Annotated in this window: 15 protein-coding genes, 1 tRNA gene and 1 CRISPR repeat array; of the genes, 13 read left to right on the top strand and 3 right to left on the bottom strand. The window is 55.0% G+C overall.

The window, feature by feature from the left end:
* Both PKY88_12725 and PKY88_12720 read left to right on the top strand, forming a co-directional pair.
* A partial coding sequence (locus PKY88_12725) for a polysaccharide biosynthesis tyrosine autokinase (GenBank protein ID HOQ06064.1) occupies positions 1-1,248 on the top strand: 1,248 nt, incomplete at its 5' end.
* Between the two features lie 18 nt (positions 1,249-1,266).
* The gene (locus PKY88_12720) at positions 1,267-2,205 is read left to right on the top strand and encodes an SDR family oxidoreductase (protein HOQ06063.1); all 939 of its coding nucleotides are present in this window, start codon (positions 1,267-1,269) and stop codon (positions 2,203-2,205) included.
* A gap of 155 nt (positions 2,206-2,360) precedes the next feature.
* Here PKY88_12720 and PKY88_12715 read toward each other — a convergent pair whose 3' ends face one another.
* Positions 2,361-4,088 carry a hypothetical protein gene (locus PKY88_12715; GenBank protein ID HOQ06062.1) on the bottom strand — a complete coding sequence of 576 codons (1,728 nt, stop codon included), beginning with the start codon at positions 4,086-4,088 and terminating at the stop codon, positions 2,361-2,363.
* Positions 4,089-4,269: 181 nt separating this feature from the next.
* Here PKY88_12715 and PKY88_12710 point away from each other — a divergent pair, with 181 nt between their 5' ends.
* Both PKY88_12710 and PKY88_12705 read left to right on the top strand, forming a co-directional pair.
* The gene (locus PKY88_12710) at positions 4,270-4,740 is read left to right on the top strand and encodes a hypothetical protein (GenBank protein HOQ06061.1); all 471 of its coding nucleotides are present in this window, start codon (positions 4,270-4,272) and stop codon (positions 4,738-4,740) included.
* Complete coding sequence (locus tag PKY88_12705) at positions 4,741-5,886, top strand: GGDEF domain-containing protein (GenBank protein HOQ06060.1); 1,146 nt, start codon at positions 4,741-4,743, stop codon at positions 5,884-5,886.
* On the opposite strand, the gene PKY88_12700 is transcribed toward PKY88_12705, so the two are convergent.
* Both PKY88_12700 and PKY88_12695 read right to left on the bottom strand, forming a co-directional pair.
* On the bottom strand, positions 5,881-6,729 hold the full coding sequence (locus PKY88_12700; GenBank protein ID HOQ06059.1) for a metallophosphoesterase: 849 nt from the start codon (positions 6,727-6,729) through the stop codon (positions 5,881-5,883). The genes PKY88_12705 and PKY88_12700 overlap by 6 nt on opposite strands.
* Positions 6,689-7,579: a serine/threonine-protein kinase gene (locus PKY88_12695; GenBank protein ID HOQ06058.1), complete on the bottom strand. Its 891-nt coding sequence runs from the start codon at positions 7,577-7,579 to the stop codon at positions 6,689-6,691. Before PKY88_12695 ends, PKY88_12700 begins: the two co-directional genes overlap by 41 nt.
* 210 nt (positions 7,580-7,789) lie before the next feature.
* On the opposite strand from PKY88_12695, the gene PKY88_12690 reads away from it, so the two are divergent.
* From PKY88_12690 to cas2e, 9 genes are all read left to right on the top strand, one after another.
* Positions 7,790-7,862: transfer RNA gene (locus tag PKY88_12690), tRNA-Asn, on the top strand.
* A 112-nt stretch (positions 7,863-7,974) separates the two neighbouring features.
* Positions 7,975-9,201: a site-specific integrase gene (locus PKY88_12685; protein ID HOQ06057.1), complete on the top strand. Its 1,227-nt coding sequence runs from the start codon at positions 7,975-7,977 to the stop codon at positions 9,199-9,201.
* Between the two features lie 471 nt (positions 9,202-9,672).
* On the top strand, positions 9,673-11,163 hold the full coding sequence (gene casA / locus PKY88_12680; GenBank protein ID HOQ06056.1) for a type I-E CRISPR-associated protein Cse1/CasA: 1,491 nt from the start codon (positions 9,673-9,675) through the stop codon (positions 11,161-11,163).
* A complete protein-coding gene (locus PKY88_12675; GenBank protein HOQ06055.1) occupies positions 11,160-11,729 on the top strand; it encodes a type I-E CRISPR-associated protein Cse2/CasB in 570 nt (189 codons plus the stop codon). The genes casA and PKY88_12675 overlap by 4 nt, the downstream gene beginning before the upstream one ends.
* 2 nt (positions 11,730-11,731) lie before the next feature.
* On the top strand, positions 11,732-12,901 hold the full coding sequence (gene cas7e / locus PKY88_12670; GenBank protein HOQ06054.1) for a type I-E CRISPR-associated protein Cas7/Cse4/CasC: 1,170 nt from the start codon (positions 11,732-11,734) through the stop codon (positions 12,899-12,901).
* Positions 12,898-14,019: a type I-E CRISPR-associated protein Cas5/CasD gene (gene cas5e / locus PKY88_12665; protein HOQ06053.1), complete on the top strand. Its 1,122-nt coding sequence runs from the start codon at positions 12,898-12,900 to the stop codon at positions 14,017-14,019. The genes cas7e and cas5e overlap by 4 nt, the downstream gene beginning before the upstream one ends.
* A gap of 2 nt (positions 14,020-14,021) precedes the next feature.
* Complete coding sequence (cas6e, locus tag PKY88_12660) at positions 14,022-14,777, top strand: type I-E CRISPR-associated protein Cas6/Cse3/CasE (protein HOQ06052.1); 756 nt, start codon at positions 14,022-14,024, stop codon at positions 14,775-14,777.
* The gene (gene cas1e / locus PKY88_12655) at positions 14,774-15,751 is read left to right on the top strand and encodes a type I-E CRISPR-associated endonuclease Cas1e (GenBank protein HOQ06051.1); all 978 of its coding nucleotides are present in this window, start codon (positions 14,774-14,776) and stop codon (positions 15,749-15,751) included. Before cas6e ends, cas1e begins: the two co-directional genes overlap by 4 nt.
* Complete coding sequence (cas2e, locus tag PKY88_12650) at positions 15,732-16,004, top strand: type I-E CRISPR-associated endoribonuclease Cas2e (protein HOQ06050.1); 273 nt, start codon at positions 15,732-15,734, stop codon at positions 16,002-16,004. The genes cas1e and cas2e overlap by 20 nt, the downstream gene beginning before the upstream one ends.
* A gap of 18 nt (positions 16,005-16,022) precedes the next feature.
* Positions 16,023-16,234: a CRISPR direct-repeat array (repeat unit 29 nt; unit sequence ATTGTCCCCACGCGCGTGGGGGTGAACCG).
* Positions 16,235-16,243 lie beyond the last annotated feature (9 nt).

Genomic DNA, 16,243 nt, shown 5'->3' with positions numbered 1-16,243 from the left:
GACCAATTCAAAAAAGACCTGGATGCCCGCAAGATTGAAATTGCGGAAATCCAGCGAAAATCCCAGTGGCAGCTGGCTCAGGACGAAGTCTCCGCCATTACCCAGCAATTGGAAGCAATCACGCAGCAGGTTCAGCGGGCACGCGATGAATACAGACGAGTTGACCAAGAACGCGCCCAGTATGCCAAACTGGAAATTGAGCGGGAGGAAAAGCAGGCCCTGCTGGAAAAGGCCAACGCCCACTTTGAAAGTCTGAAGGCACTGTTCGATGACCTGGATATCAGCAAGCTCAGAAGTCTTGGTGCTGCACCGGAACCGCTGGAAGTCAGCTCGCCCCGCTGGGAGATTTATCTGCCGGCCGGATTCATTCTGGGACTGCTGGCCGGTTTGGGGCTGGCGTTTGCTGTAGAACTGCTCAACGACCTTGTGCGGACGCCTAGCGATGTAATGCGGCATCTGAAGGTTCCGCTGCTGGGCAGCATCTGCCATGCCGATGATGATGACGATGTAGAGGGCATTGAACTGGTGCATGTGGTTCGCCAGGCCCCGTACTCGATTATGAGCGAGTGCTATCGGCAGCTTCGGACCAACCTGAAACTGTCCGCCGGACCGGCCGTTCACAAGACCCTGCTGATTACCAGTCCGCAGGCCGGCGACGGCAAAACTTCTGTCGCCAGCAACCTGGCCAGCACGTTCCTGGCGGAAAACCGACGCATCCTGCTGATTGATGCGAACTTCCGCCGTTCGGCTATTGCTCATCTGTTCCCTCGCACCAGTGAAAACGGTTCGGTGGTTGAGCATCCGGACTACGGTCTGAGCAACTACCTGATGGGACAATGTACGGATGTTTCGCAAATCATCCGACCCAGCGGTATTGCCGGGCTGGACATCATCGACAGCGGTCCTCTGCCCTCCAATCCGGCCGAGCTGCTTGACAGCCCTCGGATGAAAGAACTGCTCGAACAGAGCAAAACCCGCTATGACTATGTTCTCATCGACGGACCCGCTATGCTGGTCAGCGACGCCAAGGCGCTGGCAGCGGCGGCGGACGGCACTCTGGTAGTCATCAATGCCTCCACAACACATCGCGGGGCGGCAATGAGAATTCTGCGGGAACTTCAGTCCATCCGGGCAAACGTCGTCGGGACGGTGCTGATGGGTGTCAGAAGCCGCAAGGGCGGCTATTTCCAGGAAGTGTACCGTTCTTACCTTGAATATCAGCAGGTTCCAATTCGGTCCGGCATCTAAAGAAAGGGTCTCTGCTTTATGGAACGTTATCTGGTCACAGGCGGAGCCGGCTTTATCGGCTCCAATATCTGTCGGCGTCTGGTGAAGGAAGGGGCTTTTGTACGGGTGCTGGACAATCTGAGCACCGGCAAAAAGAGCAACCTCGACGATATCATCGATTCCATCGAATTTATTGAAGGAGACATGGGCGATGAGGCAACGGCCCGCCGCTGTATGGAAGGGATTGACGTCGTCCTTCATCAGGGTGCCCTGCCTTCGGTTCCGCGCAGTGTGGAGGACCCGGCGGCGACTCATCGGCACTGCGTAGATGCTACCTTTACCCTGCTGATGGCCGCCCGGGATGCCAAAGTCAGACGGTTTGTCTATGCGGCCAGTTCCTCGGCCTACGGAGACAGTCCAACTCTGCCGAAGACAGAATCGATGCTCCCCAATCCGCTGTCTCCCTATGCAGCAGCCAAACTCTTCGGCGAATACTATTGCAATGTGTTTTCGAAAATCTTCGGACTGGAGACTATTTCGCTGCGGTACTTCAATGTATTTGGGCCTTATCAGAATCCGAAAAGTCAATATGCGGCGGCAATACCGGCCTTTGTGACGAGTATTCTGAATGACCGCCCCCCCACAATTTATGGAGACGGGGAACAAAGCCGCGATTTTACCTATGTGGAGAACGTGGTGGAGGCAAACCTGCTGGCCGCCAGAGCACCGAAAACCGCCGGCGAAGTCATCAATATCGCCTGCGGTCAGCGCATCACCCTGAACGAGGTCATCCGACTGATTAACCGCATCCTCGGAAAAGATATCCATCCGATTTATGCACCTCCGCGTGCAGGCGATATAAAGCATTCACTGGCAGACATTCAAAAAGCACAGAAACTGATCGGCTACAAACCCGTTGTGTCTTTCGAAGAAGGGCTTCGCAGGGCAATCGACTGGTATAAAAAGAACCTCCTTTAACAGCCCAGTTCAGTTCTGTAAGACGCCGGAATTATCTGAACCTTTCTTCACAGCCGGGCCCCTGGTATATGCAAATTTCCATCTGTTAAAAAACGGGGAACGAGTGGGCACAGCGGGCAACGATACCGGTCAGAGTTAATTAGCTGAACTTTATTTCAAGTTTTGCTGAAAAGCAGCAGCGAAACGGCCTGACGCGGGAGAGAAAAGTTAAGGGTGATTGTGTCCGATTCGGCGTGCGTTTGCGGCGCGGGCATTTCCGCCAGACGGCCTGTCTGCTCAAGCAGCGCATACTGTTCGGGGGCGGGGTTTTGAGGACGCCCCATTTCTTTCCAAAGGGTATAGGCATTGCTGTGGTTCTGATCGATCCGAAAGTGCTGTACAGAAACCTGCCGGAAAGCCGACGGCAGATGAGCAATTTTCAGTTCGACTTGTGCTTGCGGTCCGGCCAAGTCATCATCGTGATAGTGCCAGACCAATACAGCCAGTTTGTCTTCGTCGAAGGAAGCCAAGGCGGAAACATCGGGCTGCCGACGGACCCCCTCCTGAAGCATTGTCTCTAAGGAAACCGCCCCATCGCTCTGCACAGCAACTCGCTGACCGCCCATTCGGCTGAACATCCGGAAAACATTCAGGACGGGCTTGTCAATGCCGCGCGTGGCCAGGGAGCGAAACCCCGCAAAAAACGGCTGGTCTTCAAACTGAAAAGCCCAGGTGAGGGCTCCTTCCAGATTGATGCCGTACCGCTCGGCCAGTTCGTATTTTCGGGCAAAGACAGCAGCCGTATAGCTGGAATACATCGTACCGTTGCGATAGCCCAGATGCTCTCCCTGACAGGCGGCACAGCCTTCCGGGTCTGATTCGCCTATGATGACCGGCCGGCCCTTCAGATGCGGGAAGGAGGCGATGATGCGAAACCCGTCTTCGATGGTTCGAAGATGCTCAGCGATGCCCATTTGAACATGGCCGTCCGCAAAGCGAGGGGCTCCCTTGGCGTGGAACGAAACAAAATCCAGCGGAGTACCCGTTTGACCGGTTGCCCGGTTTGTGCCCTCCAGACAATGCCGGAGAAAATCTTTTTGGAATTGTCCGCCGCTTCCGGCGACATCGGGGCCGCCGACTCGGGCGGTCGGCAGGGCTCTTCTGACTGCGTCAATCGCAAAATCGTGAAGTTTGCAGAACTCTTCGAATATGCCCTGCCAATAACCGATGTTGGGCTCATTCCAAACCTGCCAGTACCAGGTTTCGACTTCGCTTCGCCCGTAACGCTGGACACAGTGTTTGGCCCATTGATAAACCAGTTCGGCCCACTTTTTGTAATCTTTTGGGGGATAGGCCCAGCCGGTATAAATCTCTTCGTATTTGGCCGAGGGGGTCCAGGAATGCTGATAGGGTTCGGGTTTGACGGACAGGTCTTTGGGCATAAAACCTATCTCAACATAGGGTCTGATGCCGCATTCCAGATAGGTGTCGAAAATGCGGTCTAAAAGGGTCCAGTTATAGACAGGACAGCCCTGCTCATCCTCGCGGTAAACGCCGGTGGAACCCCATTTCAGGGCCGGGGTTCCATCACCGGAACAGAGAAGGTTGTGTGTGCGGAAATAGACCCGCTGCGGAGCCAGCTTTCCCAACTCGGCCAGCAGTTTCCTGCCGTCTTTCATATAAGCATAATTGGGCTCATCAGCCCCGAAAAACCGCCAGATTGGGCGGAATTCGCCGATTTTTTGGGAGGCGTCTACAGCAATTTTGACCGGAAAAGCATCAGACAGCTCCGACGTGAATCCTTTTGTGGAGGCGAAAAGCCCGGCAGCGGAAACCGTCAAGATAGACCGGTGTAAAAAGGTTCGACGATTTATTTTATCCGGATGTTCGAAAAAAGCCTCCAAAAGCTGTCTCCTTTCTTTCAAGGCCGAAACTCCATTAAGCTTTGTTCCCATAAATCTATCCATTCGCTTCCCGAAGGCAACAGGAAAGTATGGAAGAAAGCAAAAGATGGTAATTTAGGGAAACCTTGACTTCTTTAACAAAAATTTGGTAAAATAGGGTCTGGAATCTGAGGGTAAAGAGATGGATATACCGGCTGTCAGCAAAATCCTGATTCTCGATGGGGCCGAGCGGGTTTTCGGGCCGCTGTCTTTCCCGGCTGAATGGGAGGAACGCCGAGAGGTCTGTGCGAATCTTTATGAAGCCGTGCGGATTCTTTCCGCTCTCTCCGAAGAAGAATTCGTCATTTTTGTTGCTCCGTCAAGAGAACTCACAAAAGAACACGTCTCTTTTCTGAGCTTTCTGAAACGCCGCCCTTTTATTCGATGCATTGCCCTGCAGCCTGACAGCTCCGTGCTTCCGGCCGAACTTCAGCAGGCAATTTGGGAAGGAGTCGTTCTGCCCTGTCCAAAAAGTGTTCCATTGAAAGAAGCGGTCCGCTGGGCGGCGGAAAGCGGCCGAAACAATACTCCTGAAAAGATTCAAAACCTTTCGGAGACGGACGATATCCGTATCAGTCCGGAGGAGCTGGAGGCCTTGTTTCGTCCAGAATAAATGATGGAAAACTCTCGTGAAAAAATCCTGCTGATTGGCTCACCTCAAAAAGCCCTGATGAATCCGGGCAGTCTGGACGGAGCATCAGTCTGTGAATCAATTTTGGGGGGCATTGAACAGGCGCAATCCGTTTCCTTCGAAACCATTGCCGTGGTGCTGTCTTGCATTCAGGGACATCCGCGGGAAGCAATAGAGGCCCTGCGGAAAAGCAGCCCGCAATCGCGGATTCTCCTTCTGGCAGAAATGCTTGAGGAACCGCTGGCACGCGAACTGACCGGGCACAGAAGCCGGCTGGAGGCAGTTGCAGACGATTACCTGATTTGTCCAGTCCGGACGGAAGAACTTGTCTCGGTTTCTCCGGCCAAACCTGCCGCTCAGCCGCTGCCCCCTGAGCGGGAACAATACTACCAGGAACGAATCCGCCAGCTGGAAAAACTGGCAACGGAGGATGACTTAACGGGTCTGAAAAACCGCCGCTATCTGAATCAGTTTTTGGCTCAGGTCCTGGCCTTGGCTCGGCAGTATCAGTTTCCGGTAACGCTGCTGCTCTTCGACATTGACAACTTCAAACAGTATAATGACCAATTCGGACATCCGGTCGGAGATAAGGTGCTTATCGAAGCAGGCGAGATGATTCGCCGCTGCTGTCGGTCGCATGATGTAGTGGCCCGTATCGGAGGAGATGAGTTTGCGGTTGTTTTCTGGGACCTGCCGGAAAAGCAACGAGCAGCTGCCGGCGCCGCGCCGGTCGAGGAACGGCAGCATTATCCGGCCCGACATCCCCGTGAACCGCTTTTTATGGCAGAGCGGTTTCGTAAAGAGATTTCGGCATCACGGCTTACGATGCTGGGACCCGAAGGACAGGGACAGCTGACAATCAGCGGCGGACTGGCCTCTTTTCCTGACGATGGGAAAACCTCCGATGAACTTCTGAAACGGGCTGATGAGGCACTGCTGGAAGCCAAGCGGCAGGGAAAAAATCAAATTGTTATTATCGGCAGCAAAACAAACGCTCCCCGCCCCTCGGAAGAATCCGTGACACCCGAGCCCGGCGAACCTCATCAATCGGCCGATTCCAAAAAACAAACCGGACATCCCAAACGGTCTGAATCCAGCCGACATTCTCCCGGCCGAAAGAAACTATAAAATAGAGGCGAGGGGAACCACCCTTTCGCTCAGCAGTTCAATATTATAGAGCCGTTCCAATTCAAAGTTGAGCAGACAGCCGTGACTGTGTTCGGATGCGAGAATAATGGTATTGTTCCCCACGACCGCCCAGCCTTCATCCTGCGGCTGGTGCCCCAGCACAAAAAGGTCCACCTCAAGACGCTCAGCCATTCGGCAAAGGGCCTCGGGGCTGTGATGCCTGCCCCACGTCAGGAGGTATACCGGATTGGGCCGGCGGGTATCTTCGGCTGTGTAAGGACGGTTAAAAATCTCCAAATCGAACGACTCCACATAAGGGTCCGCAGGGAGAGAATGGGAAATCCAGATTTTATTGGGGGTCTTGACCGCCAGCGGCTGCGACAGAAGGTAATGAACCATCGCCTGATGCACAAGCCCGAAGTGTTCCTGGTACTCCCGTTTCATTGCCTCCTGCATTGCCACATTGACCTCCCGTCCGTTTTTCATCACGGTTCCCTGATTGACGACGGCCGTATCGTGATTGCCCAGGAGAATATGCACCTGGCCCGGATAAAGCAGTTTGTAGCGAATGGCATCCTGAAGCAAACGATAGGAAAGGCAGCCGCCGTAATCATCCTCCGGTCCGCCGTGAAGAATTTCCTGAAAAATCACATGGGTCTCAGGGTGATTTTCAAGGTCCGCATAGTCAACAATTTTTTCAAAATGCCTTCGATGACCATGCAGATCGCCTGAGACAATCACTCGGCCTTTCTCAGGAAGGACAATCAGATTGCCCTTCCGATAAGGGTCGGACTGATTGGCTTCAGCCCCCTTCAGATACAGCTGGATTGTTTGCTGCGACATGGCTTTGCTGGTTCTGCAGACGTGCTCCAAAGATTTCGCGAATCATCACATCCAGACGAGCAATAATTTCAGACATGCTCGAGGGCCTGTCTCCCGGCCGTTCCTTCACACAGTCCATCACAAGATTAGACAGGGCCGCAGGAATTTTTTTATAGATTTCGCTGGGCGACTTGAAATCGGCGGTTACCGGAACGGAAAAGCCGTATTCATTCTTTTTGGGAATCAGGGTTGGGACGTTTTTCCCCGTCAAAGCCCAGTACATCGTAGCACCCAAATTGAAAATATCTGTTCGATGACTCAGATGCTCTCGCCGAACCTGTTCGGGTGCAATATAATCGGGAGTTCCCTGAATTCTCTTCTTAATCTCGCCGATTTTGCAGCTTTGACCGAGGTCAATGATTTTGATGGCCCCCTTTTTGCTGAAAAGGATGTTGTTGGGCTTGATGTCACAGTGGACATACCCCTTCTGGTGCATGGCATTAAGGGCGGTGGCAACCATTCGAAAAACCAGAAGGACGTCGCCCAGACTAAGGCCGGGCAGCTCCTCCAGACTCTGCCCGTCGAAATATTCCATCGAAAGCAGCAGCTCCTGCGTCCTGAGGAGCTTCCGTTTCCTGAGAATCTTATAACATTTTCGGATATAGGGATGGTCTATCTGTCGGCTGACCTTGTACTCCGTCTCCATCTGTTCAAAAATACGCAGGTCTTCGGGCGTTTCCATCACAGCCCGTTTGAGCGCCACCGTCTGGCCGGACTCTTCATCAACAGCCAGATAAATCAGACTGCGTGCACCGGTGCCGATTTTTTTGATAATTGTAAAACCATCAATGTCGACTTTTTCAATCGGCATTACTGTAAATCCTTTTTTCTCCTAAGCTTAACTCTCCACTTTTGGGGAAAAGAACAGACCTTCACCCTTTTGGACTTTTTGAAACCCTTTCAAAGTATAGTCGTCAAAAAAAGGTTTGTCCAGCAAGAGTTTTGATGGGAAAAATTAATTTTTGAAAGCGATTTTCTTGACAAAATCGCCGAAAACAGCAATATTATGAAGTATACTGATTCCCCGATAGCTCAATCGGTAGAGCGAGCGGCTGTTAACCGCTAGGTCGCAGGTTCGACCCCTGCTCGGGGAGTTGGCGTAAGTTACGCTGAAACCCACACTTACGGTTACATGCCATCGGGCATTGCGGTCGTAACTCTTTGCAGGAAAGCAGTAGAACTACTCTTTTTTGGAAAGGGAATACCGTGAATGCCCAGAAAACCACCCCAATCCCCAAGTTGCGTCATCACAAAGCCACCGGCCAGGCCTATGCTGTTCTGAGCGGAAGAGCCGTATACTTCGGCCCCTATGGAACCGCCGAGGCAAACCAGCGCTATCACCAGGCCATTGCCGAATGGCTGGCGGCCGGAAAGCAGATCGACCAATCGCCTAATGACATCACCATCAATGAGATTATCGCCCGGTTCTGGAAGCATGCCGAGGGCTATTATGTTCGGCCCGATGGGACGCACACTTATGAAATCAACAACTTCCGGCAGGCCCTGCGGCCGCTTCAGTTCCTGTATGGTGCTGCGCCGGCGGTCGAGTTTGGGCCCCGTGCCCTGCTGGCGGTCCGGCACGAGATGGTGCAAAAAGGACTCTGCCGGAATAACATCAACAAGATGGTCAGCCGGATCAAACTGATGTTCCGCTGGGCGGCCGAGAAGGAATTGATTCCGGCCGGCGTTTATCACGCCCTGCAAACGGTCAAGGGACTGCCCAAGGGCCGCTGCGAGGCCAGGGAGACTGCACCGATTGGTCCGGTGCCTCAGGAACATATCGACGCGGTCCAGCCGTATGTAAGCCGGCAGGTCTGGGCGCTGATTCAGCTTCAGCTCTTGACCGGTGCCCGCAGCGGAGAACTGGTGATTCTGCGACCATGCGATATTGACATGTCAGGCCAGATCTGGCTGTACCGCCCTGCTCATCACAAGACCGCCCATCGCGGTTTTTGCAGGACCATTTACTTTGGGCCTCGTGCCCAGGCAGTCTTGAGGCCGTTTCTGCTGCGGCCGAAAGAGGCATATTGCTTCTCCCCGGCAGAGGCCATGGCCGGATGGCGGCAGCAGAAGTTTGCCGGCCGCAAGACGCCCCTTCATCAAGGGAACACAGTGGGCACCAACATCAAAAAGTCGCCCAAAAGGCAAGCGGGCAAGCACTATACGACCACAGGCTACGGTCATTCCATCGCCAAGGCCATCAAGAAGGCGTTTCGGCCGGAAGGGATGTCGGATGAGGAATTTGCAAACTGGAAGCCCGAGCAGCACTGGCACCCGCACCAACTGCGCCACAACGCCGCCACGTTTCTGCGGAAGGAGTTCGGCCTGGAAACGGCCCGGATTATTCTTGGGCACCGGTCCTCGGCTATTACAGAAGTCTACGCCGAGCAGGACCAGCAGAAGGCCATGGAGGCGATTATGAGAGTGGGATAAGGCAGATTTGTGTTGACCGCCAGAATCTACAGGAGCATGCTGACTTCGGCGTAGGTCCACGGAACAGGGCTTCCGGCATGGCTCTATGTGGGTGAATATCTCTCGGGCAGACTTACCCCGCTCGGTGGCTCCCTTAGACTCAGGAATCCTTGTCTCGGCTACACTCGGTCAAATACCGAAAAGAACCGGGCAAACCACTTGACAATGGACCTCAGACTGATATATCATTGTTCTCATTGTCCTATTTTATCGGGACGTAAACGCCGAAGGACGGAACATGATACACCGATCACCCAAAAAAAAGAGGTTGCTGCAAGGGGCCAAACGTAATTGGAATCGAGTAATGGAAGAGCGGCAGCTCTCTGTAGATGAGTTTGCCCTATCTCGGCATCAAGCGGTGTGGTCACTTCATGCCAAACGCAGCCTACAGGTGCATGAAAATTACAGCAACATGCCAAGGAGGAAAACCATATGGACCATCCGTTGACACAGGGAACATACAACCTGCTTGAAGAGAAATGGATACCGGTTCTTTACGTCAATGGGAAGACGGAGCGTGTCGGAATCTGGCAAGCGTTGACGGATGCACACAAGATCCGGCAGATTGCCGCCAGCAATCCCATGGACAGGGTGGCATTGTTGCGTTTTTTGATGGCCGTGCTCATGTGGTGCAAGGAGGACGCGAAGGACGCCCTTCTGAAAATCGCCGGCATATCGGAAGACTGGCTGACGAAGCTGAAGGAACACAAAACTGCGTTTGACTTGTTCGACAAAAAACAACCGTTCATGCAGGACCTAACTGTCAAGGGAGAAAAAGCAAACGCCGCCACAGAACTCATTCATGATCTGCCGTCGGGTTCGGCCCTGAATCACTTCCGTCACACCAGGGACAAAGTGGACGGATTGTGCCCGGCGTGTTGTGCGATTGGCCTGATCCGCTGGTCGTGCTATGCCACGGCTGGTACGAAGGGTCGTAGCAAGAGCATGCCCGCAAGTCTCAACGGAAACACGCCTGCCTACGCTTTCCCTGTTTGCAACACCTTACTCCAGTGTCTTGGGGAATCACTCAAGCGTCTCACAACGTCGCCGAATGACACACTCAGTTGGCTGTCGAACAATCGCCCCGATAAAATTGGTCCCCTCATCGCTCTCACTTGGCGGTCACGTAGCGTACTTCTCACCATGCCGACTGAGAATGACGGCATGTCGTGCAGCTACTGTGGCGCGAATACAGGTGGTTTGATTCGTGAGATTCGCTTTCAGCCTGGTTGGAGGCAAATCGACCCCAAGCAGCCTGGGGATGCCGATCCGCATCTCGTCAAGGGACCCGTGTCCTACCCCAGTCCTAATGATAATGATTCTGTCGAACATTCGGCAATGCTCTGGCGTAACCTGATGAAGGGAGTGTTCAAGCCAACTGACACATATCCGATAAATAGTGTCCCACACGACGTGGTCGTCCTTGGCTCCGTCCAGGCGTTACTGAAGCATTGCGAGATGATCCGGGTTAAACCGGTCGAAGGGGCCGTGGCGAAACGGGTTGAATTAACCAAGCACTGTGCCGATACCTTGCGTTTTCTTGTCAAATCCGCCACGCTCAACCAGAAGACGAGTAAGAATGATCATCAGGAAATCAACGCCGCAGTTGTGCTGTTGACGCCCGACACTGAGGCCCAAATTCAGACCGCACTTGAACAGACCCTACCAACGGAGCAAAACGACTCCGAAGCGGATAAGAAGTTTCTACGGGAAATCTACGAGCCGCTCGTTGAACAAATTGTCGCCTCCACAGTCACGGGCTCTCCATTGCACCGCCGCGCAGCAAAAGAACGCGCCTTAGCCTTGCTAAACAAGAAGATCGACGAGCTGGTTGAAAAGATGGATCATCTTTCCACCGCAGATTCGCCTGGAACGGCTCCAGCCAAGAAAAAACGAATCCGCAAGAAGGGAGACACAAAATGAACCCGACCGCTGAATACATCAAGAAACTTTCAGATTTGAAGGAAGGCGAACACTCTCAACTGCGCAGCCTAGCCGGGCGTCCTCTCGACGAAACTGTCCAGGGCTTCGACCTCTTCAGCGGCCTTTGGTGGCCGCTGCGTGCCAAAAACCCGGCGACGCCGCGGCGGGAGCCGTCATGGCTCGTGGCCAAACTTTTCGGCTCGTTCCGGGTCCCGCACATCCGGCCCGATTCAGGCGCGGGGCCTTCTTTGCCTGAAGTCCTGGGCTGCTGTGAACCGCATGACGAAGATGATCGCCGGCGATTCCGTGACCGCTTCGATGCTTTGCTTTGCTCCTCCCTGTCGTCTTTGGAGCCGCATTTGCGCTGGGCGATGGGAGAGGCCGCCCGGGCTGTTGCCGGGCATGTGCCGCATGCGCGGAATGTGAAGGGCATCGACTGGGTACAACTCCTCGACGATCTCTCCATTTGGGATCGTGGCAAGGCGCATCGCCGCAGGCGTGATGTGCGCGACATCTGGGCCGAAACGTATCTCAACACGACTGATTCAAAAGAAAGGAGAGCATAGATATGCTGATCGAAATCCACATAATCCAGAATCACAGCCCGGCGAACCTGAACCGGGACGACCTTGGCGCACCCAAGACCTGCATCTTCGGCGGTGTTAGCCGGGCGCGCATCTCCAGCCAGTGCCTCAAACGCAGCATCCGACGCAGCCCTGAGTTCGCGGCCGCTCTGGAAGAAGACGGTGGCGTCCGTACACGGCGGCTGATCGATCTGATCGCAAGGGAGGCGGCGGGGACAAACGAGCAACGGTATGAGCAACATTGCAAGACCATTCGACAAGTCTTTGAAAAAGGTGGGGTCAGTATAAAGAAGGATGAGAACACTTTCGACATACTCTTCTTTCTGCCTCGATCCGCCATCCAGGAAATGGGCGATGCCGTTCGCCAAGGAGGCCAAGATCTCGGGAACAAATTCGCCGAGATCATGAGCAGGTTTGTCAAGACCCCCGACATTGCACTTTGTGGCCGTATGACAGAGTTCGATGCAAAGGGACCGTTTGACAAACTTAAAGGTCGGTTTACCGTCGAAGCGGCACTCTCCGCCGCTCATGCGATTTCGACTCACGCGATCGTGAACGAGGTGGACTACTTTACTGCTGCCGATGACGTGCCCGGCCCGGACGCCGGAGCGGCCCACGTCAACGAAGCCATGTTTAACTCGGCCTGCTTCTACAAACACTTCGTCATCGACTTTGAGCAGTTGAAGGAGAACCTGGCAGGCGATGCCGACCTTGCCTGCAAGACAGTGAACTGCTTCCTCAAAGCGGCCGCCAAGACCAACCCCTCCGGCAAACAGCACGCATTTGCGGCATTCAATCTGCCGGATGGAATTTTGGTCGAAGTGAAAACCAAGTCGCCAACACCCGTCAGCTATGCCAATGCCTTCGCTGATCCGGTGCCGGAAAAGCCTGAACGCGGCTTGATCGGCGAAAGCATCGCCAGACTTGGCCAGTACGCCCACGATCTGGCTGCGGGCTATGGAATCGAGGCCGAACGTTTCTGGTTCTCGCCGAATCTGCGCTATCGGCTGACCTGGGTCGACAAGAGCAGCAAGGAACACGTTCAAGAAAAGTCCGTGGTCGATGGCAACGAGTTCGGTGAGTTCGATACATTCGTCCAAAAGATCATCGAAAAAGTGGGGGCAACCGAAACCCTTGCGGAGGCAGAAAAATGACCGAAGCGAACACTCTCTTCCTCCGCCTGGAAGGCCCCCTCCAGGCCTGGGGCGACACGTCTAAATTTGTCATCCGGCGAACCATGGAGGCGCCGACCAAGTCCGGCGTGCTGGGTCTCATCTGCTGCGCTATAGGTCTGACGCGTCAGGAGGCCCGCAAACGCCTGCCGGAGCTGAACAGGCTTGCAATGGGGGTCCGCATCGACCGGCGCGGCACGCGGTGGTGGGATTACCACACGGTCGGAGCAGGAATCGGCATGACCACCGCCGGGGGCGGTGAAAAGACCGGAGCACAGGGCACGCTCATCACGCGTCGGGAGTACCTGGCCGACGCGAGCTTTCTCGTCGCGCTCCAAGGTGATGCGGACTTGATCCAGAAGATCTCCAATGCGCTGGCGTCGCCGAAGTGGCCGATTTACCTTGGCCGCAAGTCCTGCACCCCTTCTGTCCCAATTCTTGAAACGCCCCGCAAGGGAGATTTGTGGGCCAATCCCGCCAGCCATGGCGACCTGAACGCTGCGCTGTGCGCCGTCCCGTGGCGCCCCCGGTACAAGGACGACTCGATACCTAACAACGGGAGGACGGAAACAATTGTGGAATGGCGGCCCGCCACAGAAAATGATGTCGCTCCCGAGAATGCGGAAGTGTGGTATGACGTGCCGGTATGCTTCGAACCACCGGTCCACGAGCCGCGATTGGTCCTGCGCGGGACCGTTTCGCCGCTGCTCGGGGAGGGGATGCAGGAGCCTCTCCCCGATCCACCGCGCCCGCGTGCGAACTACCAAAATGCAGAATACCAGAAGCGCCGCAAAGAACGAATTCAAGCCGACGCCGGGTTGTGCGTCTTCTGCAAGTCCCCCGGCCCGCGCATGACCGTTCAGCATGTCACGTACCGAAGAGCCGGAGGCAACGAAACCCTGGAAGACCTGCGTTCGCTTTGCGGCCTGTGCCATGATGCCGTTACCATGCTCGAATACGGCCTCGGAATGGGGCTGGACCGCATCAATCCCGAGGAACCCCGCTGGCGGGATAAAATCATTCAAAAACGGACCGAGATTCTCAAGTACCGCTCGCTGGAGATTAGGCGCCGGCTTCTTGCCGCCGAGGAGGTGGAATAACCATGTACCTGTCCTGTTTATTGATCAACGTAGGCGACAACCCCGACCGACCGCGGCCTGGGCGGTTGTGGCTGAGGAACCGCTATCATGTCCACCAGCGTCTTTGTATGGCCTTTCCGTCCGCGTCCCGCAAAATCGACGATGTGCACTTCCTCAAACCATTCAAACCGGATGAGTTTGGCAACGGTCAAATCCACGTGGCACGCACGGTGGACTCAGGCTTTCTTTTCCGTATTGACCCTCTCCCCAGCGGCCGGGCAGCGATCATCGTGCAGTCCGCCCTCAAACCCGACTGGGACTATGCCTTTCACAATGCAATGTATCTTCTGGCAGGGCCCCCGGAGGTGAAACGATTTGAGCCGCACTTCCGGCCAAACCAGTGGCTTCGATTTCGCCTCGCGGCAAATCCGACCCGACGTCTGAGCAAGCATTCGCCCGATGCAAAAAAAGAGTCTGTCGGAAAGCGTGTTCCTGTTCCGACTGAGAAACTGATTGACTGGCTTGCCCGCCGGGCCGAATCAGCAGGGTTTTTGATCAAGCAAGAGACCGTAACCCTTCAGCTCGGCTATATCTATATGAACAAACACGACAAGGGGCAGCGTCTGCGCTCGGTCCTTTTCGACGGTCTCCTTCAGGTCACGGATCCGGATGCCTTTCGACAAACACTGATCCGCGGCATTGGTTCCGGCAAGGCCTTCGGGTTCGGCCTGCTTTCGGTAGCACCGGTCCAGACCGCGGACGCGGGGGAGGCGACATGAGAGTTCGGGACCTGCACGTTCTGCCAAAGTTCGGTGACGGCTGGAGCTACCTCTACGTCGAGCATTGCCGCGTCGACCAGGACGAACGGGCGATTGCCATCCACGATGACTCCGGCAAGGTGCCGGTCCCCTGCGCCAATCTGGCGCTGCTTATGTTAGGACCGGGCGTCTCGATCACACATGCCGCCATTTCGGTGCTGGCGGACCATGGTTGTCTGGTGGTTTGGTGCGGCGAACAGGGAGTTCGATTGTACGCGTCGGGCATGGGCGAGACAAGGAGCGCCGCGAACTTCCTGCATCAGGTGCGGGCTTGGGCGGACGCGGACCTTCACTGGAAAGTCGTGCGCCGTTTGTACCAATTGCGGTTTACCGAAACCCTCGATCCTGGACTGACCCTGCGCCAGATCCGCGGGATGGAAGGCGTTCGTGTCCGGGATGCTTATGCCAAAGCCGCCCGGGAAACCGGGGTGCCTTGGTCAGGCCGCACGTACCGGCGCGACAAGTGGACCGATGCGGACCCGGTAAACAGAGCTTTGTCGGCAGCCAATGCGTGTCTTTACGGCCTCTGCCATGCGGCGATTATCTCGGCGGGATTCTCGCCCGCACTCGGCTTCATCCATACCGGAAAGATGCTGTCCTTCGTCTATGATGTCGCCGATCTTTACAAGACGGAAATTACCATTCCAGCGGCATTTCGAGCAGCGGCGGAAGAGAAAGACGGGCTGGAACGGCGTGTACGCATCTCGTGCCGCGATCTGTTTGTATCAGCACGGCTTCTGGAGAGAATCATTCCAGATATTCAGAAAGTGCTGATGGTGCCCAAGAAAGGAACGGCCGAGGACGGACGATTCGATCAGGACGCCGCCGCCCCGGGCTCTTTGTGGGACCCCGAGATGGGAGAAGTGAAGGGGGGATGTGCCTATCCGCTGGAAACGAACGAAATGGAGGCAAACGATGGTGGTTCTGATCCTTGAGCGGGTGCCGCCTGGATTACGGGGGGAACTGACACGGTGGTTTCTCGAACCAAAAGCAGGAGTTTTTGTGGGCAGGGTTTCAGCCATCGTACGCGATAAACTCTGGGAAAGAACCTGCGGACAAATTAAGGGTGGGGGTTGTGTAATGATGTATTCGAGCGACAATGAGCAGGGTTTTCGGATTCGAAGTTGGGGAGAAACGGCACGTTCGATAGAAGACTTCGAAGGGCTTTTTCTCGTCCGGATGCCGTAAAAACAGGTTTTTTTAAGTATTGTCCCCACGCGCGTGGGGGTGAACCGAATGAGGTTCATAACTATCCAATACAGGGGACATTGTCCCCACGCGCGTGGGGGTGAACCGCTATTATTTGCCAAAATGCTGCTGCGTTAGGAATTGTCCCCACGCGCGTGGGGGTGAACCGATAGGCGGAATCTACTACGCAGGAAGCGCGGAATTGTCCCCACGCGCGTGGGGGTGAACCGTTCCTCTTC

Source organism: Anaerohalosphaeraceae bacterium (assembly GCA_035378985.1).
Classification (GTDB): domain Bacteria; phylum Planctomycetota; class Phycisphaerae; order Sedimentisphaerales; family Anaerohalosphaeraceae; genus JAHDQI01.
This window is presented reverse-complemented; position numbering and strand designations above follow the sequence as displayed.

Excerpts from the sequence above, each read along its gene's own strand:
- PKY88_12675 (HOQ06055.1), top strand. The coding sequence starts at position 11,160 with ATGAACCCGACCGCTGAATACATCAAGAAACTTTCAGATTTGAAGGAA.
- casA (HOQ06056.1), top strand. The coding sequence starts at position 9,673 with ATGGACCATCCGTTGACACAGGGAACATACAACCTGCTTGAAGAGAAA.
- PKY88_12705 (HOQ06060.1), top strand. The coding sequence starts at position 4,741 with ATGATGGAAAACTCTCGTGAAAAAATCCTGCTGATTGGCTCACCTCAA.
- PKY88_12720 (HOQ06063.1), top strand. The coding sequence starts at position 1,267 with ATGGAACGTTATCTGGTCACAGGCGGAGCCGGCTTTATCGGCTCCAAT.
- PKY88_12700 (HOQ06059.1), bottom strand. The coding sequence starts at position 6,729 with ATGTCGCAGCAAACAATCCAGCTGTATCTGAAGGGGGCTGAAGCCAAT.
- cas6e (HOQ06052.1), top strand. The coding sequence starts at position 14,022 with ATGTACCTGTCCTGTTTATTGATCAACGTAGGCGACAACCCCGACCGA.
- cas1e (HOQ06051.1), top strand. The coding sequence starts at position 14,774 with ATGAGAGTTCGGGACCTGCACGTTCTGCCAAAGTTCGGTGACGGCTGG.
- cas7e (HOQ06054.1), top strand. The coding sequence starts at position 11,732 with ATGCTGATCGAAATCCACATAATCCAGAATCACAGCCCGGCGAACCTG.
- cas2e (HOQ06050.1), top strand. The coding sequence starts at position 15,732 with ATGGTGGTTCTGATCCTTGAGCGGGTGCCGCCTGGATTACGGGGGGAA.
- cas5e (HOQ06053.1), top strand. The coding sequence starts at position 12,898 with ATGACCGAAGCGAACACTCTCTTCCTCCGCCTGGAAGGCCCCCTCCAG.
- PKY88_12695 (HOQ06058.1), bottom strand. The coding sequence starts at position 7,579 with ATGCCGATTGAAAAAGTCGACATTGATGGTTTTACAATTATCAAAAAA.
- PKY88_12710 (HOQ06061.1), top strand. The coding sequence starts at position 4,270 with ATGGATATACCGGCTGTCAGCAAAATCCTGATTCTCGATGGGGCCGAG.